We start from the raw sequence: 21,009 nt of genomic DNA, 5'->3' as shown, positions 1-21,009 counted from the left end.
ATTTAGGGGCAGGCGGTCTCAATGGGAAAGGAAAAGGCTGGTTCATTTCCCAAAATTTTAAAGGAAATAAAATTGGCAGCCAAGGAAGAAAAAACACAGGGGAGGAGTAAATAGGGGGAGAAGGACTTATGCATCTCCTCCATGGCAAATAAAACCCCGGACATAGGGGCATTGAAGGCGGCGGCGAGCCCCGCTGAGGCGCCTGCTGAAAGTAGGTGCTTGGTTTCTAGTGGACTGCGTCGGGTGAGACGAGCATATATTTTTGTGATCATCCCCCCTAATTGAATGGAAGGACCTTCCCGTCCAAGAAATTGTCCAGAAATATTTGCTAATAAGCCCCCGAGGAACTTTGAGCAAATGGTTGGGATAGGGGCAGGGTCAATGTTATGATTGAGCTCAGCGCGGATTTGTGGAATCCCACTGCCGTTACTATAGGGCGCCCAGCGGAGCAAGCGATCCATGAACCAGGCGGCAGGAATAAAGAGCAAAATAAAAATCAGCAAATGGAAGCCAGAGAATTCTGAAAAAAGATAATTTCGAAACTGATCCACTTGACTGAGAGTAAAGCGATAAGCAACAGCTAACAGGCCGGCGAGCAAGCCGACGACTAAGCCGTCTCTAATAAGTAGTAATTTATAGCGTCTTGTTTCTAAATCGTGTCGGTCTAAATTTTCTTCTGTCATTGAAGCCACTCCTTCTTTATTCCATTTTACACTTGATCTTAAAGAAACGAAAGCTGACCTACTAGACGTAAACCAGCGAGGTGAATATTGTGTTTAAAAAATTATCAGATATCGATGACTTAAAACCAGTGGAGAGGATGCTTGAAGCGAGTTCTTGGGGTGCTAGCCAGGCATTATTGAAGATGCTGAGACATGGAGAGGTTAAAGCCGATACGGACCGGGAAGTTTACTTTTTGTATGACCATGGGGAGATCTTAGGCCATGCTTGCCTCGTTGCTAGGGATTACCTCGAGCGGCCGCAATATGGTCCTTGGCTTTCCATGCTCTATATCAAACCCGAGCGGCGAGGGGAAGGTTGGTCACGGCAATTTGTTGCCTTTTTGGAAGAGGAGTTATGGCAAAAGGGCTATAAGAAAGCCTATATTGCCACCCAGCATCAGGGCCTCTATGAGCGTTTTGGCTATCAGCTTTTAGAAGAAGCAAAGGATGGCATTCATGAAATCGACTACGTTTACAAGAAATTTTTAAGCTAATAATGAGCAGCAAAAAACCCTCTGTGTGAAGAGGGCTTTCTTGGTAGCTTTATTCGGCAATCTTAGGTGCTTCGCCTAACTCGGCTTGTTGCATCCAGATATATTGTTCGATGGTGCCTTTAGCATCGATACACATGTCTTCCGTCACATTGTCCTCATCTTCTTGGGCAGCTTTGATCGCTGCACCGTAGCCTTTAGCTAGGGCTCTAAAAACCTCAACAAGCCGGCGGCGATGGTCGGCAATGCTTTTCTCGTAATCGCCTTGAATGCTTTTGATCGCTGAGTTTTCAACAAATTGCTCGAGTGTAGAGTAGGGGGCACCATCAATGGTAATGAGACGTTCGGCAACTTCGTCTAGCTGATCTTCTACGGTGTCGCGGTAAGTATCCATCAGTTCATGGGTAGAGACAAAGTTTTCTCCACGCATGTACCAGTGAATTTGATGAATGGCTGCGGAAGCCTGTGATAAGTCAGCCACTAATTGATTAAGGGCTTTTTTTGTCTTGTCAAAAGTCAAGAATATCCTTCCTTTCTGTCACACCATATGATACTTACATTCTATCAGTTGCTTTTGAGGAGGGCAATTAATATGCTTACATCGGTTTATTTTTGCCTTTTTAAGGGGCGCAGTAGACGCAAGCCATTTAGAATAACTAATAGCGTACTGCCTTCATGCACGAGCACGCCTAAGGTAATGCCTGCCCAGCCGGTGAAGACACTGATCACTAAAAGTACGACAACAAGAAGGGCAATAGCGATGTTTTCCCAGATTACCCGAAGCATTTTCTGACTGAGGGCGTGGGCATTTACCAGATTGGTTAACTGATTATTCACCAGAGCCAAGTCTGCCATCTCCAAAGCCACATCCGTGCCTTCGCCCATGGCAATGCCGACATCAGCTTGGACGAGGGCCGGGGCGTCATTAATCCCGTCCCCGACCATAACAGCTGTCCCATATTCTTCCTTTAAGGCCTTGATGCGCTCTGCTTTTTCCTCAGGGAGAATATTGGCATAGACTTGCTTAAGCCCCAGTTTCTTACCAATCGCTTCACCCGCTAATTCTCCGTCACCGGTTAGCATGACCGTTTCCAAGCCTTTTTCTTCAAAATATTTTAACATCGCTGGGGCTTCATCCCTCTCCACGTCCATTAAGGCTAAGGCGGCAACAACGGTGTCATCTACAGAGAAAAAAACTACGGTCTGACCAGAATTGGCCCATTCTTCATGCTTTTCCTGGATGCTGGCTGGAATATCGGCAAAGAAATCAGGCTTGCCGATACGGTAGTAATGCTTGCCATCTTCAGCCGTTAAGCCTTTGCCCGTGATATTTTTAACTTGTAAAGTAAACTCAGGCTCCAGGCTCAAATAAGTGGTAATGGCTGTCGCCAAAGGATGATTGGCTTCGGCTTCCATAGCGGCAATAATGTGTTGATGCTTTGCTTCTTTTTCGGCTTGGTCAAAATAACTGGCGGTCACTTTGGGCTGGCCTTTGGTTAAGGTACCTGTTTTGTCAAAGGCAATGACCTTAGCATCGGCGAGTTGTGAGAGAAAAGTACTTCCCTTGGAGAGCACGCCGTGGTGGGCTAAATTGGAAGTGGCAGATAAGCTAGCCGAGACGGTAGCCGCTGCGAGGGCGCAGGGAGAGGCTGCCACAAGGAGGCCCAGTCCTCTTTGGAGACTGACCGTTCGTGACCAGCCGAAGAAATGTGGGGCCAAGATAAAGAGTAGTAAACTAGCAACTAGGACAATATTCACATAATAGGGTTCGTAACGCTCAATGAGGGTGGCCGTTTTGGTTTGATGTTCCTTGTTTTGGGACACTAGGCGCACAATTTGGGAGAAGACGGTGTCTTTTCTTTCTGTGGAGATTTCAACAACAATAGTTTCTTGCTGGTTGATCGCTCCCCCGTAAACGGTATCCCCTTCGCCTTTTTCCTGTGGCATACTTTCTCCGGTAATGGCCGCTTCATCTAAAGTGGTATATCCGGTTATAATTTTTCCGTCTCCGGGTACTTGGTCACCTTGGCGAACTTGCACGTGGTCGCCTTTTTTGAGTTCATCTGCAGAAATTTCTATAGCTTCCCCCGCTTCATTTAAGCGCCGCGCTTGGGTGGGTTTTAAGGCCAATAATTTTTTGAGATCGCGCTGGCTGCGGCCTTCTGCGGCATGTTCCAGGAAGTGGGCCCCGGCAAAAATTAGAATCAGCAAGGCGCCTTCGAAAAAATTCCCCAAAAAAGCAGAACCGATAGCTGCCAGGCCCATTAAAATATGGGCGTTGGGAGAGAAGTGCCGACGTTCCTTGGTTTTTTGGATGGTATCTTGGATTCCTTCCAGCAAAATAATATCATAGCCCGCCAAGAGCATGACGAGGCTATAGGTCAGATTTTGCCAGTATGGCCAAGGCCTTAAGGTAAGGAAGGCCAGAGCCGCCAAAACTAAAGCCGCAAAGTATAAATATTTGGACGTGTCATGATGGTCGTGATTCTCGCCATGACCATGTTGCTGATGGGCGTGAGACATGGGTAACATCCTTTCTGATGAAAATCGTAATGGTCATGATTTACATATGAACAAATTATCATATGACCTTGTGTTCATTATAACAAAGTCCACCAGGTAAACAAGGTCTAAGCTTTAAATTTAGGTAAAGAATGCCCAGTCTGCGTTGAGTTGGAAACTGTGCTAAAATAATAATAAGAAATAAATTTAAAAGAGCAGCAAAGGAGAGGTCGTGTGGCAGAGAAAAAGCAAGCAACACCTATGATGCAGCAATATCAACAATTGAAAGATCGCTATGCAGATGCTTTCCTGTTTTTTCGTCTGGGCGACTTCTATGAATTATTTAATGACGATGCCCTGAAAGCCGCACGTTTATTAGAGATTACCTTGACGAGTCGAAATAAGAATGCAGATGAACCTATCCCTATGTGTGGTGTGCCTTATCATTCGGCTGATAATTACATCCGGACCTTGATTAGTATGGGCTATAAGGTCGCAATTGCGGAACAATTAGAAGATCCCAAACTTACTAAGGGCATGGTCAAGCGCGATGTTGTGCGGGTTTTAACGCCTGGAACTTATATTGAGGAAGGTAAGGCAAAGGAAAATAATTACCTATCGGCTTTATATCATGATGAAAAGCTTGGCTATGCTCTGGCTTATGCAGATTTAGGGACAGGTGAATTCAAGGTCACTCATGTTAAGGAGCGGACTGATTTATTAACAGAGTTTTCTCAATTGCAGAGTCTAGAATTAGTTTTTTTGGGAGAAGATAATGTCGAAGCTGATCTTCTCGAAGACTTAGAAGCCTTACACCGTTTCACTCCATCTAAGCTGCCCCATTTGTCGAAGTCTTTGGCGGCAAGCCCGCTTCTCGAAGAATTAAAAATCAAAGCCGAACAGCTGGCGGGTCAATTGCTGCTAACTTATGTAGAGGCAACCCAATTTGAGCAATTGGATCACTTGCAGGCTGCTGAGCATTATGATGTGGACCATTATTTACATTTGGATCATTATGCCAAGCGCAATCTTGAACTGACTAGCTCCATTCGCACACGGGATCGTGATCATAGTCTTTTTGCCTTCCTAGATCATTGCCAAACTACCATGGGCAGTCGGCTTCTCAAGCAATGGATGAATCGGCCGCTATTAAATCCGGAGGAGATCACTCAACGGCAAGATGCTGTCGCAGCTTTTATTGACCATTATTTTAATCGCTTGGAAACCCAAGAACTTTTGAAAGGTGTTTATGATTTAGAACGCTTAGTGGCGCGTGTGGCAATGGGCCAGGCCAATCCCCGGCAGTTGTTACAACTCAAAATGACGTTGGAGCGTATTCCGGCACTCCGAGCTCAAGTGGCTGACATGCAGCAGGAAGAAGGCATTCCCCTCTTTGAAGAGAGTTTAAAAGCCATGCAGGCCTTGCCAGATTTAGTTAAACTTTTGGACCAGGCCCTAGCTCCTGATGCGGGGGCAACTTTTAATGAAGGAGAAATTATTCGAACAGGTTTTAACGAACGCTTGGATACTTACCGGGATACCATGCGCCATGGCCAGGAATGGTTACTGGACCTCCAGCAAAAAGAACGCCAGGAAACCGGCATTAAATCCCTAAAAATTGGCTATAATAAAGTATTCGGCTATTACATAGAAGTGACGAAGGCTAACTTGCATTTGCTGCCCGAAGGCCGCTATGAGCGCAAGCAAACCTTAACGAATGCGGAACGCTATATTACGCCCGCCTTAAAGAAGATGGAGCAAAAAATTAATGAGGCTGAAGCCCAGGCAGAAAGCCTAGAGTACGAACTCTTTGTGGAAGTCCGCGAAGAAGTGAAGACCTATCAAGCAGCCCTGCAAGCCTTAGCCCACACTTTGGCGGCTTTGGATGTCCTCCAAGCCTTTGCGCAAATTAGTGAGGACCAAGGCTTCACCCGCCCCAAGCTTACGTTCAACGGGCGGGAGCTGCATTTGAAAAATAGTCGCCATCCGGTCGTGGAAGGGGTCGTGGGTCGGGAAAATTTTGTTCCTAATTCGATTGACATGACCAAAACAGAGCAAATTCTGCTCATTACCGGCCCCAATATGTCGGGGAAATCTACCTTTATGCGGCAGCTAGGTTTAATTGTGATCCTCGCGCAAATGGGTTGCTTTGTACCGGCCGAAACAGCTAGCTTACCCATTTTTGACCGGATTTTTACGCGAATTGGGGCTTCCGATGACTTATCCGCTGGGCAAAGTACATTTATGGTGGAAATGATTGAAGCCAATCAGGCGATTCAACATGCCACCGATCAAAGCTTGCTTTTATTCGATGAATTAGGGCGGGGCACGTCGACTTTTGACGGCATTGCCTTAGCCCAGGCGATTATTGAGTACCTCCATGCCCACTCCCAGGCCAAGGTTTTGTTTAGTACGCACTATCATGAACTGACGCATTTAGAGCAGGAACTTGACGGCTTGAAAAATATTCATGTTGGTGTCCGAGAAGAGGCCGGTGAGGTGACCTTCCTGCACAAAATTTACCCCGGAGCAGCGGACCGCAGTTATGGGATCCATGTGGGGAAATTAGCTGGCCTGCCAGCAGATCTACTGCATAATGCGGAAGGCATTTTAGAACACTTAGGCCAAAAAGAAGCGGCCAAGGTTAGCTCGGCCCAGCAGCTGGCCTTGTTTGACACGGAGCTAGCTCCCGTGGTGGCTGAGGAAAAAATGCTCGTCCAAGAGCCTTGGCGGTCACGTATTCATGACTTAACCTTAGAACAACTGACACCTTTAGAGGCTTTGAATATACTTGCTTCTTGGCAAAAGGAAATTGATGAGGAGGAATAAGATGGCGATTATGCGCCTGCCCGAACAGGTGGCTAACCAAATTGCGGCTGGTGAAGTCGTGGAGCGGCCCGCTTCGGTTGTCAAGGAACTTGTGGAAAATGCCATGGATGCCCAAGCGAAAAATATTGATATTCATATTGAAGAAGCGGGCATGAAACGCATTCAAGTGATCGATGATGGTCGGGGACTGGCTCCCGAGGAAATGGAATTAGCCTTAGAGCGCCACGCCACCAGCAAAATCTACACCAGCCAAGATTTATTTCGCATTCACTCCCTCGGCTTTCGGGGCGAGGCTTTGCCGAGTATTGCCTCAGTCTCCGAATTTTCCCTCGCCAGTTCCAATGGCCAAGAAGGCCGCTACTTAGCCTTTCAGGGCGGTAAGAAAATCGCGGATGAGGCCAGTCATTTGCGGCAGGGGACTGAAGTGGTGGTGGAAAATTTATTCTTCAATACCCCAGCACGCTTAAAATATGTGCGCTCTTTACGGACAGAATTGGCTCATATCACGAATATTATCAATCGCCATGCCTTGGCCCGGCCGGATATTCGCTTTAGTTATTACCATGACGGGAAACTGATGCTGGAAACGAATGGCAAGGGCCGCTTGCAGGAAGTGATGGCGGCGATTTATGGCTTTCAGGAAGCGAAGGTTTTAGAGCCTTTTGCCGTGGAAAATTTGGATTTTCAAGTGGAAGGCCTACTCAGTCCTCCCCGCTTAACCCGGGCCAGCAAAAATTATATTTCTTTATTTGTGAATTCGCGCTTTATTCGCAATTATGCCTTAACGAATGCCTTAATTCGGGGCTATGGTAAAATGTTAATGATTGGCCGCTATCCCATCGCTGCCATAAAAATTACTTGTGATGCACAACTCTTGGATGTAAACGTCCATCCGACTAAAATGGAAGTTAGGATCAGTAAGGAAGCGGAGCTTTGCCAATTACTGGAAGCAGGGGTTCGGGAACTCTTCCTTAAGCAGGAGCGGATTCCGGAAGCGATGAGCCCTTATGACTATACGGCTTCTCAAGTTGCGGGCCGTTCTCTAAAGCAGGAACAGTACACGGAACAAGAGGCCCTGCCCTTAGAGCGTTTGCGGGTGGAGAAAAAGGAAGGCCAGAAAAGTCAGGCCCAAGCGCCTACGAATTGGGTCGACCAGGACATGGTAGAAGAAAGCAGGGCGGCAGGAATTGAACCTACCGCCCCCGCCAGTGATGATATTGAATTACCCAAGGCGGAAAGGCATCATAAGCATAAGCCGGCTGCGGTCTGGTCGGATGTTCAGCGTTTAGCCCGCATTGATGAAAAAGCGAAGGCAGAAGAACGTCCCTTCCCGGCGCTCGATTACATTGGCCAAGCTCATGGAACTTACCTCCTAGCAACGGATCCGAGTGGCTTATACCTGCTGGACCAGCACGCCGTTCAAGAGCGCATTAAGTATGAATATTTTAGAGAGCAACTGGGCCAGCCGGAGGAGAGTGTGCAGGAATTACTTATGCCGCTAGTTTTTAACTTCTCTGCAGATGAAGCCCTAGCCGTCGAAGCACTGCTGCCAAGGCTTCGAGAAATGCATATCTATCTCGAAGCTTTTGGGCCGACCAGTTTTCAGTTAACGGCCCATCCCACCTGGATCCATGATGATCAAATTGAAGAGACGGTGGATGAACTGATTGCTTTAGCCTTAGCGGATCCTAAGGCAGGCGTTCGGGAATTTCGGGAAGCCACGGCGATCATGATGAGCTGTAAATTGTCGATTAAGGCTAATCACTATCTCGCTGACGAAGAAGCCTGCCAATTATTAGAGGATTTAAGCCAGTGCGAGAATCCTTTTAATTGTTCCCATGGCCGGCCGACAATGATTCACTTTAAGACTTATGATATTGAGCGGCTCTTCAAACGGATTCAAGACCCTAAAACTGACGTTTAATTTAAGGAGGATACCATGACAGAAAAATTTGACAAGGAAAAACGCCTTAAGGAACTGGACCCAGAAGCCTATCATGTCACCCAGGAAGCAGGGACGGAGCGTGCTTTCACAGGAAAGTATGATGACTTCTATGAAAAGGGCATCTATGTCGATATTGTGGACGGCACGCCTTTGTTTGCCTCGACCACTAAATTTAATGCGGGCTGTGGCTGGCCTTCCTTCTCCAAGCCCATCACCAACGAAGAACTTAAGGAAGTCGAAGACCGCAAATATGGCCTTATTCGTACCGAAGTGCGGAGCCGAGGCGCTGATTCCCATTTAGGCCATGTCTTTCCCGATGGCCCTAAGGAAACGGGAGGCTTGCGCTACTGCATTAATTCGGCGGCCTTGGATTTTGTCCCTTATGAGGAAATGGACGAGCGGGGCTACGGCGAATTCAAAGCCCTACTCGATGAATAACGATGTATTCTTATATTAAAGGTCAACTCACCGTCATTAGCCCAGCAGCGGTGACGATTGAAGCAGGAGGGGTCGGCTACCATATTTTGGTGGCCAACCCTTATCGTTTTAGTGAGCAGATGAATAAGGAACTGACGATCTGGCTCGAGCAAGTGGTAACCCAAGATGCGATCCGCCTGTATGGCTTTTACTCGGAGGAAGAGAAGCTTTTATTCCAAAAATTAAATCAGGTTTCGGGTATTGGCCCCAAGAGCGCCCTATCCATTCTTTCCTTAGGCGATAGTGCAGGCTTAATTCGGGCCATTGAAGCTGAAGATATTAAATTCCTAAGGACCTTCCCCGGTGTCGGTAAAAAAACAGCCCAGCAAATTATTTTGGATCTCAAAGGCAAACTTGCCGACCTCAAAACCGAAGTGGAAGAGGAGAAAGCAGAGCCGGCTGATCAAACCCAGCATGAGCAAATGCTGGAGGAATTATCGCTGGCCCTGGAAACTTTGGGCTATTCTAAGCGAACCATTGACCGGGCCATTAAAGTTAGTGACCTCGATGAGGTGACCGATACAGCGGCTGCGATCCGTATCGCCCTAAAAGCTTTAACCAACCTGTAACCATAATTGGAAGAAAGGAGGGATAGTATGGCCAAGCCTAATGAAGAATCAGCTCTCGATCCCTTAGCGGCTGAGGAAGAAAAATATGAAGAGGAGAGCTTGCGCCCCCAACGTTTAGCGAGCTATATTGGCCAGGAAGCTATGAAGCAGGAGCTTTTAGTCTATATTACCGCCAGTCGGGCCCGGGATGAAGCTTTGGATCATGTTCTCCTCTACGGGCCACCAGGCTTAGGGAAAACGACCCTGGCCCATGTGCTCGCCAATGAGATGGGGGTGGGAGTACAAACCACGAGTGGTCCAGCCATTGAAAAAACGGGTGATTTACTCATTCTTTTGAATGAATTGGCACCAGGAGATGTTTTATTTATTGATGAAATCCATCGGCTGCCCCGGGTCGTGGAGGAGATGCTCTACGGGGCCATGGAAGACTTTCAGGTTGATATTGTGCTGGGGCAAAATGAGGAAGCCCGTCCCGTACAATTTACCTTGCCCCCTTTCACCTTAATTGGCGCAACCACGCGGGCGGGGGTTTTATCGGCCCCCCTGCGAGACCGTTTTGGCATTGTGAAAGCCCTCCGCTACTACGAGCATGATGAACTGCAAAAGATTGTCTGGCGGACTGCTAACGTGCTAAATACGAGAATCGAGTCTTCGGCAAGCTTAGAAATTGCCCGCCGCTCGCGGGGCACCCCTCGGATCGCCAATCGTCTCTTTAAACGGGTACGCGATTTCGCCCAAGTCTATGAGCCAGAAGGAGTCATTACTCTCGCCATCACCCAACGTGCCCTTAGCGTGTTGGGGGTGGATCATTTAGGTCTGGATGAATTGGACCGGAAGATTTTACGGACCATGATTGAGTTTTATGGCGGCGGACCTGTTGGCTTGGGGACTATTGCTGCGAATATTTCGGAAGACAAAACAACCATTGAAGATATGTATGAGCCCTATCTCATTCAACAAGGCTTATTGCAGCGAACACCGCGCGGGCGGGTCGTTAGCCAGCGGGCCTATGAGCATTTGGGCCTTAAAATGAAGGAGGACTGAAATGGCCTTAAAGACCAGTGACTATGATTATGCTTTACCCGAGGAGCTGATTGCTCAAACGCCGACGAAGGATCGCCTGGCTTGCCGGCTGCTGGCGCTTAATGCTAGGACGGGAGCCTACCAAGACGATATTTTTGCCCATTTGGATACTTATTTAGAGGCTGGGGATGTTCTCGTTCTAAACGATACTCGGGTTTTGCCGGCGCGCTTATACGGAGTGAAGGAGGAAACGGGCGGGCATTGTGAAGTTCTCCTCCTAAAGCCTGTGCCAGGTGCCGAAACGCGCTATGAAACACTGGTCAAGCCAGGCCGACGTATTCACGAAGGCCAACGTCTTTCCTTTGGGGAGGGGCGTTTAATTGGAACCGTGGAAAAGGAATTAGCACATGGTGGCCGTATTATTCGCTTCGACTATGATGGTATTTTTATGGAAATTTTAGAAGCATTGGGTGAGATGCCCTTGCCCCCTTATATTAAGGAAAAGCTAGCGGATTCCGAGCGCTATCAAACGGTCTATGCACGGGAAAATGGCTCTGCAGCTGCGCCCACTGCCGGCCTTCATTTTACCGATGAGTACTTAGAAAAATTACAGCAAAAGGGCATTAAAATTGCCATGCTCACCCTGCATGTCGGCTTGGGAACTTTTCGCCCGGTCTCCGCTGAGGATTTAACGGACCATCAAATGCATGCTGAGTATTATCATATTGAAGAAGAGGCCTGTCGCTTAATTAATGAAGCCAAGGCCAATGGCCACCGGGTCGTGGCTTGTGGCACCACGGTGGTCCGGACTTTGGAGACGATTGGCCAAAATATGACTGCAGCGGGGCAGGTGGAGCCCGAACGCGGCTGGACCGATATTTTTATCTATCCTGGTTTCACGTTTAAGGTGGTTGATGCGATAATTACTAACTTTCACTTACCCCAATCGACGCTAGTCATGTTGGTTTCAGCTTTTGCCGGCCGAGAAAATATTTTACGGGCCTACCAGCATGCGGTAGAAGAGCAGTATCGTTTCTTTAGCTTTGGTGATGCCATGTTCATGTATCGGGCTTAAAACGTATTTAACAGCTTAATTTTTTAGAGTGAGGCTTTGCTATGTTTCTTCCCCTACAAGTTCAATCAGCTTATTCTCTTTTGGAGACCCCCATGGCCCTACCTGCTTATGTGAAAAAGGCGAAATTATTGGGGTATACAGCGATCGGCTTGGCCGATGTCAATGTGCTGTACGGGGCTTTAGAGTTTCACCGGGCCTGCCGGGCAGAGGGCTTGCAGGCTTTTTTTGGCTTGACCTTGCGTTTACCGAGTTTGGTGGCCGGCCAGGCTTATGATGAATTGCTTCTCTATGCAAAAAATCAAGCCGGCTATAAGGCCTTACTGCTTCTGAGTTCGCTCGTGAAGCTTCAAGAGGAGGTGGACAGAGAAGAAATTTTAGAGACCCTGTTTGCAGAAGCTAGGAACTTGCTGGTCATTTTACCGATGGAGCGCGGCACACATATGGCTTACTTGAAGGAACGAAACGCTGAGGGAGCTCTCCATTGGCTGGCACACTTTAAGAAGCAGTTTGCTAAGCCCATATACCTCGGGGTAACTTCGGCCCCCTATTGGTCTTATTATTGGAAGGATATTGAGCGCTTAGGGAAAACCTTGGATCTCCCCCGTATTCCTCTACCAAGTATCCAATATTTAGAGCCGGGAGAAGCTTTTACCCAGCGTGTTCTAGAGGCTATTCAAACTCGGGAAATTTTAAGAGAACCAGCAACAGAAGCAAAATTGCCAGGCCAGGCTTATTTACGTTCCCCCGCTTATTATGAGGAAAGCTTTGCCGCTTTACCGGTGACTTTGACTTGGCCTTTTGAAAACTGGCAAAAGCAATATCAAGTCGTATTAAAGGAACACCAAGAATTGCTGCCCGGCTACCCAGTCCCTCATGAAGAGAGTGCCGCAGACTATCTAACAAATTTAGCTAAAGAAGGCTTAGCTGAAAGGGGCTTGGCCAATGAGAAAGCCTATAATGAACGATTGACCTATGAATTAAAGGTTATTATTCAAATGGGTTTTGCGGATTACTTCCTTTTGGTTTGGGACGTGATGCGTTATGCGCGTGAAGCAGGCATTATGACGGGTCCAGGCCGGGGTTCGGCAGCGGGGTCTTTAGTGGCTTATGCCTTGCAGATTACCCAGATCGATCCGGTTCACTATGGCCTGCTTTTCGAGCGTTTCTTAAATCCAGAGCGGCAAAATATGCCTGATATTGATCTGGATTTTCCTGATAATCGGCGTAATGATATTTTAAATTATGTCTATCAAAAATATGGGGCTCGCCATGTGGCCCAAATCGCAACCTTTGGAACTTTTGCGGCACGGATGGCCTTGCGTGATGTGGGGAGTGTCCTTGGCCAGACTCAACGCCAGCTTAAGGCTTGGTCAAATACAGTTGGTTTGAATCAGACACTGACTGAAGTTTGGGAAACCTCCGGCAAGCTTCAAAGCTATGTCCATGAAAATAAACTGGGCCGGCTTTGGTTAAAAACGGCTGAGGCAATTGAAGGTTTGCCCCGCCATGTTTCGACCCATGCGGCTGGCGTGATCATTGCTGATCAAGATTTGCTGCAATTTCTCCCCCTGCAAAAGAGTAGCCATGGGCCGATTCCTTTGTCGCAATTTACGATGGGGGATGTGGAGGCTCTAGGACTGTTGAAGGTCGACTTCCTAAGCTTAAGCAATTTAACCATTCTAGCCCGGGCGCAAGCAGCGGTTGATCACTTAGAAAAACGACATGTGTCCATCACTCGGGGGGACGCTGCTACTTTTAAAATTTTCCAAGCAGCGGATACTTTAGGGGTCTTTCAATTCGAATCAGCTGGCATTCGGCAAGTCCTTGAGCAGGTGGCGCCTAAAAATTTAGAAGAATTAGCGGCGGTTAATGCTTTGTACCGGCCGGGACCGATGAAGCAAATTCCGCATTATGTGAACCGTAAATTCCAGCGCGAGCCCATTACCTACCCCCATGCGGATTTGCAGCCCATCCTTGAAGAAACTTATGGCATTATGGTCTACCAAGAACAGGTCATGCGGGTGGCCCAACGCTTTGCTGGTTTTACCTTGGGCGAGGCCGATATTTTACGCCGGGCCATTAGTAAGAAACAGCAGGACCTGCTCCAGCGTATGCGCGAGAAATTTTACCAAGGGGCAAAGGACCGCGGCTATTCTAAAGCCAGTGCCGAGGAAATCTTCCGCTATATTGAAGCCTTTGCTGACTATGGCTTTAACAAATCGCACGCCTTTGCCTATGCAGCGCTAGCTTATGACCTTGCCTGGTATAAGGCCCATTATCCTGCTGCCTTTTACTTGGCTAACCTCAGGCAGGTGAAGCTCTACGATAAAAAGGGTCAAGAATTACTGAGTGAAGCGCGCCAGCGGCAGGTGGAAGTTTTGCCACCGGATATTAATACGTCCTACCAAAACATGCATTTGGTTGGGCCTCAGACGATTCGCCTGGGCTTAAGTGATATTAAGGGGCTGCCCCAATTTGTGTTTGCCGATATTTTACATGCCCGCGAGCAAATTGGGCGCTTTAAGGATATTTATGCCTTAATTCAACAGCTTGGTTCCAAAAGCCAACGCCAGGAAATTCTGGAAGCCCTGGCTTGGAGTGGTGCCTTAGATACCTTGGGAGAAACTCGGCGTACCTTGATTGAAGAAGCGATCCCTAAATATTTAGCCCATGTGTCTTTATTTGGCCAGGAGACCAATGCCCAAACAAAACTCGCCCTGTCTGGGCTCGACGAGCAGGCCGAGCTTTTTCAACCGGTGATTATAGAAAAGCCCGAATATGATGATCAAAAATTACTGGCTGGCGAAATGGAAACTTTGGGCCAGGGCCTAACGGTCACCCTCTATAAGGATTACCAGCCTTATTATGAGACGGGGCAACTGACACCCAGCACCGGCATTAAGGCCAAGAAAACTTATGCCCTCCTTGGAAAAATCATCGAAGTGAAGACGATTCTAACCAAGAGAAATCAAGACATGGCTTTTATTGTTTTGCAGGACCAATACGGCCAGCTGGATGTGACGGTTTTTCCCGAAATCTTTATTCGCTATAGCTATTTGCTTCGGGAAGGGGAGCAGGTCTTTGTCCGCGGGCAAAGCCAATGGCGGGATGGCCGCTGGCAATTGATCGCTAAGGTGATCGTGCCTTTAAATGAGCAGGTGCGGGAAAACTTAGAAAAAACAAGGTCCAAAAAAGCTACTAAGCCTCAGGCCATTTACATTCAAGTGAAAAATAAAAATTTTGCCGCCCAACAGTGGCCGGCCCTCAAAAAACTTTGCCAGCGAGCGCCTGGTTCAGTCCGTCTGTATTTTTCTTTTCGGGAAGAAGAGGCCTTAATGCCTCTACCTCAGGCTTATCAGCTCGCCTGGTCCGACCAGGTGGGGCAAAGCTTGCGGGAACTTTTTGGCGAAAAGAATGTCATCTACCAAAAAGACTAGGAAAGTAATAAATTTAGCATTCCTCGTTACGGGCATGTTAAAATAAGGAAAAGGACGGAGGAATAAACATGCAAAGGCTCGGCGTATTGACCAGTGGTGGTGATGCTCCTGGTATGAATGCCGCTATTCGTGCCATCGTGCGGAAGGCAATTTATGATCATTATGATATTTACGGCATTCGTTATGGCTTTAAAGGTCTAGCAGAAGGGGAACTTGGGCAGATGACTATTGATGATGTGGGGGATTTGCTGGCCAAAGGGGGCACGGTACTGGGGACCATGCGCTATCCAGAATTTAAAGATGTAGCCGGTCAGAAATTAGCCCTAGAAAATCTGCAAAGAAGTCAATTGGATGCCCTAATTGTGATTGGGGGCAATGGGTCCTTAAAAGGAGCTCACGCCTTAGCTGCCTGGGATTTTCCAACCGTTGCTATTCCAGCGACCATTGATAATGATGTGCCAGGGACGGATATTGCGATTGGCTTTGACACAGCGGTGAACACGGCGATAGCCGCCTTGGATAAGATTCGCGATACTGCTTCGAGCCACGAACGAACTTTCATTGTTGAAGTTATGGGACGGCATGCTGGAGACATTGCGCTTTGGACGGGGATTGGTTCAGGTGCAGAACAGGTGATTATTCCTGAGCAGGCTTTTAATATGGAAGAAGTGGTCCAAGAGATTCATTCGGGTCGCTCTCGTGGGAAGAAGCACATTATTATTATTTTAGCTGAAGGGGTAATGGCGGCTCATGAATTTAAAGCCCAATTAGAAGCCTATGGTAACTTCCATACCCGTGTTTCGGTTCTTGGCCACACGCAAAGGGGCGGTTCGCCTTCAGCCAGGGATCGGGTGTTGGCGAGTGTCTTTGGCTATAAGGCGGTGGAACTTTTGTCCCAGGGGAAGAGCAATGTCTGCCTGGGCCTTCGTCAAGGTGAAGTCGTCTACCAGCCTTTAACTGAAGCCTTAGCCCAAGCAGAGCGTGAACCTTGGATAAATTTGTACGACATTAATAACGAGATTTCCTTTTAGGGGGGAGAATATGGATAAGAAGACAAAAATCGTTTGTACGATTGGCCCAGCGTCTGAAGAAGTCAGTACTTTGGTGCAAATGGCGGAGGCCGGAATGAATATCGCCCGCTTGAATTTTTCCCATGGGACTCATGAGGAGCATCTCGAGCGTTTTAAACGCATTCGCCAAGCCGAAGAAAAAACAGGCCAGCGCCTAGGGATTTTGGCGGATACGAAAGGCCCAGAAATTCGGACGCATTACATGAAAGACCATCAGCCCGTCTACTTAGAGAAGGGGCAGACGGTAAGAATTTACATGGAAGAGCGGGCCGGCACTGCAGAAGGTTTTTCCGTCACCTACGCTAATCTCGTCCATGATGTGGAGATTGGCGGCCATATTCTCATTGACGATGGCTTAGTTGATTTAAAAGTCAAGGACATTAAGCCGAAAGCAGGTGAAATTATTACCGTTGCCGAAAATAGTGGCGTGATTGCTGACCAGAAGGGGATTAATGTCCCTGGCGTCATTATTAATCTCCCCTCGGTGACGGAACAAGATAAGAAAGATATCTGCTTTGCCCTAGAAAATGGCGTGGATTACATTGCAGCTTCCTTTGTCCGCAAGCCTGAAGATGTTTTGGCCATCCGGGAAATTTTGGAAGAAGCAGGGCATATGGATGTCCAAATTATTCCCAAAATTGAAAATCAAGAAGGTTTGGACAATCTCAAGGACATTATGGATGTTTCGGACGGCTTATTAGTGGCACGCGGCGATTTGGGGGTAGAGATCCCCACGGAAATGGTGCCCATTATGCAGAAGAAGATGATCCAGTGTTGCAATCAGTGCGGCAAGCCCGTGATCACAGCCACGCAAATGCTGGATTCCATGCAAAGGAACCCACGGCCAACGCGGGCGGAAGCTTCGGACGTGGCCAATGCTATTTATGATGGCACGGATGCCATTATGCTCTCCGGAGAAACGGCGGCTGGCCCTTATCCTGTTGAGGCCGTCCAAACCATGAATCGCTTAGCAGTAGCGACCGAAAAGCAAATTGCCCTCAGCCAAAACTCGCTGATCCCCGAGTACTTGAAACTGAATATGCGGCCGAGTGATATTTCGGAAGCCATTAGCCAATCCGTGGCCTATACGGCGCGCAATTTGCATATTCGCACGATTGTGGCCGTTACGGAATCAGGCTTTACGGCTCGTATGATTGCCAAATATCGGCCGAATGCCGTGATTTTAGCCCTTACCTTTTCCAAAAGTCAGGCGCGTAAAATTATGCTGTCGCGCGGCGTAGAACCCCAAGTGATTAAACGGCCCAAAACGACTGATGATCTCATGCTGGTGGCGGCTGATTTGACCCGGCGCTTGGGTTATAACACGCCTGGCGATAGAATTTTGGTGACCGCTGGGGTGCCGGTGGGGGAACGTGGCACCACTAATATGATGAAAATTCAGCAAATTGGTGAAACCTTAGCGCGCGGCCAAGGGATCGGCGTGGGCTTAGCGATTGGCCATGTGGTCAAGGCCCACTCGCCCGAGGAGGCCTTAGCGAAGGTTGACGAGCAAAGTATTCTTGTTTTAGAATATTCCGATGGCCGTTACACAGAAGCCATGGAGCAGGCCTTAGGCGTTATTGTGGCCGACGGAGGGATTACGAGCCATGCCGCAATTGTCGGGGTAAATAGCAGCCTGCCGGTCATTGTCGGTGCGGACCATATTATGGAAAAAGTGAATGATGGTGAGTTGATCACCTTAGATTGTGCGCGTGGAGCCGTGTATGAGGGCTCGAGCTTGTAGTGGATTCTGGAAGTAGAATTGAGGATAGGAAATGAAAGAAGCCCAAGATATTGGACATGTGATTAATGCTTTTGTGACGGAAAGCCATGAGCAGGGGACTTATGCCCAAAAAAATGGGGTAACTTATCGCCTCCTCCCCCAGCCCAAAGACCTCGTTTTGGGTGAGGTTGTACAGGGCTTTGCCTATGAAAATCGCCAGGGCCAACGCATTTTAGAAAGCCAATTACCGGCCGCACGCCTACACCGCTATGCTTTTTGTGAAGTGGTGGAAGTGCGCCGTGATTTAGGCGTTTTTGTTGATATTGGCCTAGCTGAAAAGGAAATTGCGGTGTCTTATGACGATTTACCGAGCGAAACCTCCTTATGGCCTAAGGTTGGTGACCGCCTGTTAGTTAAATTGATGAAGGATAATAAAGACCGCCTTTGGGCCAGTTTAGCTAGCGATGATATTTTCATGCAAATCGGTAAGACTTTGCCACCACATCGACGTTTATTCCAAAATCAAGAGAAGAAAGCTTTAGTTTATCGCCCTAAATTGGTGGGCTCTTATGTTTTGACAGAGGATTTCTATTTAGGTTTTATTCATCATGAGGAGTTTTCTATCGAGCCACGCCTTGGCGAAGAGGTGACTGGTCGGGTGATTGGTGTGGGTGAATTTGGGGCTTTAAACCTGTCCCTCTTGCCCATGGCTCATGAAGTTTTAGATGATGATGCGCGGATGATTCTAGAAATCTTAAAACGTGAGCCAGGACAGCGCTTGCCTTTCCATGACAAAAGCCCGGCGGAAGAGATTCGTCAATTCTTCGGCATTAGTAAGGCACAATTTAAGCGGGCGATCGGACGTTTATACAAAGCAAAGAAAATCGTCATCCAAGCCGATGGTATTGAGTTAGTTAAGTAAAGAATAAAGAGGGGTCAATGTGCAAGAAGAAGAGCTGCAAGCAAAAATAAAAGAGGCAGGTTTTAAGCTGACACCACAGCGACAAACCACGATTCAAGTTTTAGAAGCCCATCAAGGGGAGGCTTTAAGTGCCGAAGAGATTTATATTCTAGCCCGGAAAAAGAATGCTTCTATTGGGCTAGCGACGGTTTATCGCTTTTTAGAAATTCTCACCGAGCACCAGCTGCTAGTGAAAGGCCTGCATCCCTCGGGCATGGCCCAGTATCGCCTGCGTGATACGGCTAGCACCCGTCCGCCCGTGCGTTTTATTTGCCGCTCTTGCGGGAAGATTTTGACCTTCCCCGCTGAATACTTAGATAACACTTTGGCCATGGTCAGCCAGCAGAGCCAAGCCCAAGTGGAAGATTATGTGGCGGTTTTACACGGCCTCTGCCAGGAATGCCAGGAGAAGGGTGACTCAGACCTTGACTGAAGCTTGGTTCAAGGAAGCGATGGAAGAATTTTTGCTACGCCTGCGGCTTGAGCAAGGTTTAGCAGAGAATACGATAAAAAGTTATCGATTTGATTTGGAACGCTTGGGGCGTTTTTTAGAGGCCGAAAAAGTTGAGAGCCTGGCAGCTATTGACCAAGAACTCTTGTTGAAGCAGCGGGAGGCCTTAATTGCTAAGGGCTTAAAGCGTACAACCCTAGCGCGCTACCTGTCGACTTTGCGAAAATTTTTCGCAGACTTACATCAGGAGGGGAAAGTTGCCGTGAATCCAACTGATGCCATGCGTCTACCCAAGCAGGAGAAACGCTTACCGCGAGCGCTAACCTTAGAAGAGGTCGAAGCGCTGATCCAAACGCCTGATACGACTAAGCCGGCCGGTATACGGGACCGGGCCATGTTAGAAGTGCTCTATGCTTCGGGCATACGTATTAGTGAGCTCTTAGGCATGGCTTTAAATGATATTCATGCTGATTTGGGCTTTATGAAAATTTTTGGTAAGGGCCAAAAGGAGCGGATCATTCCCCTGGGAGACTATGCTTGGGAATGGCTGGAGCGTTATTTAGCAGAGGGGCGTCCCCATTTTACAGCGGGCAAAAAAGCGACCAGTCAAGTTTTCTTAAACCAACGCGGCCGGCCGTTAAGCCGCCAGGGGGCATGGAAAATTATTAAGCAATATGCCCAGTTAGCAGGCCTTAAAACCCCGATGAGCCCCCATACGTTACGGCATAGCTTTGCCACGCATATGCTGGAAAATGGAGCGGATTTGCGGGTTGTTCAGGAGCTTTTAGGCCACGCCGATATCAGCACCACGCAAATTTACACGCATGTTAATCGCCAGCATATCCGGAAGCTTTACCAAAAAACTTTCCCAAGGGCTTAACAGGGCAAAGAAAAACCTTCCGAGCAGTGCTTGTGATGACTGCTGGGAAGGTTTTTCAATTTATTCACCATTAATTTTAAGTTCATCGATATCAATTTTAGAAGCCACCGATTCAAAAACTTTGCTGGTTTTAAAGGTTAAGGTTTTTTCTTCATCGGGGGCAATTTTATCAATTTTAGCCGTGTCTTCATCTAATTTCTTTTCCTCAGCGTCTTGGAAGGTCAAGGTTAAGGCGAAATTTTCCAAGGTCGCTCCCGTGGTGTTTTTTAAGTCACCAGCAATGGTATACTGGCCATTATTAGCGTTTGAGGCTTGCTCGACCACCGTGAATTCTATCTTATTTAAATCCTCTTCAAATTTTTTCAGTATTTGCTGGCGTTCCTCCAGCTTTTTCTGGTCCTTTGCCAACTGTTTTTCATCGAGGGCCAAGTCATCCGTCGCACCTTCGGGTAAAACATAGCGCTCATCTTGGCTAAGTGCGTCCAGATGTTTCACTCTTGACTTATAATGCTTTAAATATTCATTCATATCGTCATAGGTGAGTTCTTTTTTGTCTAGGCTTTTAATCATGCCTTCTAAAGCATTTAAATAGCCATGAACTTCCTCGCCCAATTTTTTATCCTTAAAGGTTTTATCCTGATAAGCTTTCATATGGTCAAATTCCAATTGGGAAATTTCCTTAAAAGCTTTCGGAACATTTTTTTCGTCTTTTAATTTAACCATCTTGTCGCTGCGGTCTTGCCAGGTTTGGAAAAGGTCGGAGAAAAATTCATCGTCCACTTGCTTAGCCGAAGCACAACCGGTGGCGAATATCAAGAGCGTTGTCATTAAGATGAGTAGTTTTTTAAGCATGT

General features: G+C 47.7%; 17 protein-coding genes. 13 read left to right on the top strand and 4 right to left on the bottom strand.

Annotated elements, in window-relative coordinates; all coding sequences use genetic code 11:
* Positions 1 to 2 precede the first annotated feature (2 nt).
* The gene (locus tag WF803_RS01225; protein WP_489611318.1) at positions 3 to 683 is read right to left on the bottom strand and encodes a chloride channel protein; all 681 of its coding nucleotides are present in this window, start codon (positions 681 to 683) and stop codon (positions 3 to 5) included.
* A gap of 89 nt (positions 684 to 772) precedes the next feature.
* On the opposite strand from WF803_RS01225, the gene WF803_RS01220 reads away from it, so the two are divergent.
* A complete protein-coding gene (locus WF803_RS01220; RefSeq protein ID WP_489611317.1) occupies positions 773 to 1,216 on the top strand; it encodes a GNAT family N-acetyltransferase in 444 nt (147 codons plus the stop codon).
* 49 nt (positions 1,217 to 1,265) lie between these two features.
* Here the strand turns inward: WF803_RS01220 and WF803_RS01215 are convergent, their stop codons facing one another.
* The gene (locus tag WF803_RS01215; RefSeq protein ID WP_489611316.1) at positions 1,266 to 1,733 is read right to left on the bottom strand and encodes a Dps family protein; all 468 of its coding nucleotides are present in this window, start codon (positions 1,731 to 1,733) and stop codon (positions 1,266 to 1,268) included.
* Positions 1,734 to 1,819: 86 nt separating this feature from the next.
* On the bottom strand, positions 1,820 to 3,736 hold the full coding sequence (locus WF803_RS01210) for a heavy metal translocating P-type ATPase (protein ID WP_489611315.1): 1,917 nt from the start codon (positions 3,734 to 3,736) through the stop codon (positions 1,820 to 1,822).
* Positions 3,737 to 3,949: 213 nt separating this feature from the next.
* Between WF803_RS01210 and mutS the strand changes: the two genes are divergently transcribed.
* The 12 genes from mutS (at position 3,950) to xerD (ending at position 20,155) form a co-directional block, all read left to right on the top strand.
* Positions 3,950 to 6,544: a DNA mismatch repair protein MutS gene (gene mutS / locus WF803_RS01205; RefSeq protein WP_489611314.1), complete on the top strand. Its 2,595-nt coding sequence runs from the start codon at positions 3,950 to 3,952 to the stop codon at positions 6,542 to 6,544.
* Position 6,545: 1 nt separating this feature from the next.
* On the top strand, positions 6,546 to 8,468 hold the full coding sequence (gene mutL, locus WF803_RS01200; RefSeq protein WP_489611313.1) for a DNA mismatch repair endonuclease MutL: 1,923 nt from the start codon (positions 6,546 to 6,548) through the stop codon (positions 8,466 to 8,468).
* A gap of 15 nt (positions 8,469 to 8,483) precedes the next feature.
* Positions 8,484 to 8,927, top strand: coding sequence for a peptide-methionine (R)-S-oxide reductase MsrB (gene msrB, locus WF803_RS01195; protein WP_489611312.1), 444 nt, complete (start codon positions 8,484 to 8,486; stop codon positions 8,925 to 8,927).
* 2 nt (positions 8,928 to 8,929) lie between these two features.
* Complete coding sequence (gene ruvA, locus WF803_RS01190) at positions 8,930 to 9,535, top strand: Holliday junction branch migration protein RuvA (protein WP_489611311.1); 606 nt, start codon at positions 8,930 to 8,932, stop codon at positions 9,533 to 9,535.
* A 27-nt stretch (positions 9,536 to 9,562) separates the two neighbouring features.
* On the top strand, positions 9,563 to 10,579 hold the full coding sequence (ruvB, locus tag WF803_RS01185; RefSeq protein WP_489611310.1) for a Holliday junction branch migration DNA helicase RuvB: 1,017 nt from the start codon (positions 9,563 to 9,565) through the stop codon (positions 10,577 to 10,579).
* Between the two features lies 1 nt (position 10,580).
* Positions 10,581 to 11,633 carry a tRNA preQ1(34) S-adenosylmethionine ribosyltransferase-isomerase QueA gene (queA, locus tag WF803_RS01180; protein ID WP_489611309.1) on the top strand — a complete coding sequence of 351 codons (1,053 nt, stop codon included), beginning with the start codon at positions 10,581 to 10,583 and terminating at the stop codon, positions 11,631 to 11,633.
* Positions 11,634 to 11,674: 41 nt separating this feature from the next.
* Positions 11,675 to 15,070: a DNA polymerase III subunit alpha gene (locus WF803_RS01175; RefSeq protein WP_489611308.1), complete on the top strand. Its 3,396-nt coding sequence runs from the start codon at positions 11,675 to 11,677 to the stop codon at positions 15,068 to 15,070.
* A gap of 68 nt (positions 15,071 to 15,138) precedes the next feature.
* Positions 15,139 to 16,101, top strand: coding sequence for a 6-phosphofructokinase (gene pfkA, locus WF803_RS01170; protein ID WP_489611307.1), 963 nt, complete (start codon positions 15,139 to 15,141; stop codon positions 16,099 to 16,101).
* A 10-nt stretch (positions 16,102 to 16,111) separates the two neighbouring features.
* Positions 16,112 to 17,884 carry a pyruvate kinase gene (pyk, locus tag WF803_RS01165; protein WP_489611306.1) on the top strand — a complete coding sequence of 591 codons (1,773 nt, stop codon included), beginning with the start codon at positions 16,112 to 16,114 and terminating at the stop codon, positions 17,882 to 17,884.
* 31 nt (positions 17,885 to 17,915) lie between these two features.
* Complete coding sequence (locus WF803_RS01160; protein ID WP_489611305.1) at positions 17,916 to 18,785, top strand: CvfB family protein; 870 nt, start codon at positions 17,916 to 17,918, stop codon at positions 18,783 to 18,785.
* A 19-nt stretch (positions 18,786 to 18,804) separates the two neighbouring features.
* Positions 18,805 to 19,257: a Fur family transcriptional regulator gene (locus WF803_RS01155; protein ID WP_489611304.1), complete on the top strand. Its 453-nt coding sequence runs from the start codon at positions 18,805 to 18,807 to the stop codon at positions 19,255 to 19,257.
* Between the two features lie 19 nt (positions 19,258 to 19,276).
* Positions 19,277 to 20,155 (top strand): site-specific tyrosine recombinase XerD, encoded by an 879-nt coding sequence (gene xerD / locus WF803_RS01150; protein WP_489611938.1) that lies wholly within the window; start codon positions 19,277 to 19,279, stop codon positions 20,153 to 20,155.
* Between the two features lie 60 nt (positions 20,156 to 20,215).
* On the opposite strand, the gene WF803_RS01145 is transcribed toward xerD, so the two are convergent.
* Entirely contained in the window at positions 20,216 to 21,007 is a 792-nt protein-coding gene (locus WF803_RS01145) for an FxLYD domain-containing protein (RefSeq protein WP_489611303.1), read from the bottom strand.
* Between the last annotated feature and the right edge of the window lie 2 nt (positions 21,008 to 21,009).

It is taken from the genome of Aerococcus sp. BD502 (genome assembly GCF_057919555.1).
This window is presented reverse-complemented; position numbering and strand designations above follow the sequence as displayed.

What these genes read in the sequence shown, in the direction of transcription:
- pfkA (WP_489611307.1), top strand. Translation starts at nt 15,139, where the DNA reads ATGCAAAGGCTCGGCGTATTGACCAGTGGTGGTGATGCTCCTGGTATG.
- queA (WP_489611309.1), top strand. Translation starts at nt 10,581, where the DNA reads ATGGCCTTAAAGACCAGTGACTATGATTATGCTTTACCCGAGGAGCTG.
- pyk (WP_489611306.1), top strand. Translation starts at nt 16,112, where the DNA reads ATGGATAAGAAGACAAAAATCGTTTGTACGATTGGCCCAGCGTCTGAA.
- ruvA (WP_489611311.1), top strand. Translation starts at nt 8,930, where the DNA reads ATGTATTCTTATATTAAAGGTCAACTCACCGTCATTAGCCCAGCAGCG.
- mutL (WP_489611313.1), top strand. Translation starts at nt 6,546, where the DNA reads ATGGCGATTATGCGCCTGCCCGAACAGGTGGCTAACCAAATTGCGGCT.
- msrB (WP_489611312.1), top strand. Translation starts at nt 8,484, where the DNA reads ATGACAGAAAAATTTGACAAGGAAAAACGCCTTAAGGAACTGGACCCA.
- xerD (WP_489611938.1), top strand. Translation starts at nt 19,277, where the DNA reads ATGGAAGAATTTTTGCTACGCCTGCGGCTTGAGCAAGGTTTAGCAGAG.
- WF803_RS01145 (WP_489611303.1), bottom strand. Translation starts at nt 21,007, where the DNA reads ATGCTTAAAAAACTACTCATCTTAATGACAACGCTCTTGATATTCGCC.
- ruvB (WP_489611310.1), top strand. Translation starts at nt 9,563, where the DNA reads ATGGCCAAGCCTAATGAAGAATCAGCTCTCGATCCCTTAGCGGCTGAG.
- WF803_RS01225 (WP_489611318.1), bottom strand. Translation starts at nt 683, where the DNA reads ATGACAGAAGAAAATTTAGACCGACACGATTTAGAAACAAGACGCTAT.
- WF803_RS01210 (WP_489611315.1), bottom strand. Translation starts at nt 3,736, where the DNA reads ATGTCTCACGCCCATCAGCAACATGGTCATGGCGAGAATCACGACCAT.
- WF803_RS01160 (WP_489611305.1), top strand. Translation starts at nt 17,916, where the DNA reads ATGAAAGAAGCCCAAGATATTGGACATGTGATTAATGCTTTTGTGACG.
- WF803_RS01175 (WP_489611308.1), top strand. Translation starts at nt 11,675, where the DNA reads ATGTTTCTTCCCCTACAAGTTCAATCAGCTTATTCTCTTTTGGAGACC.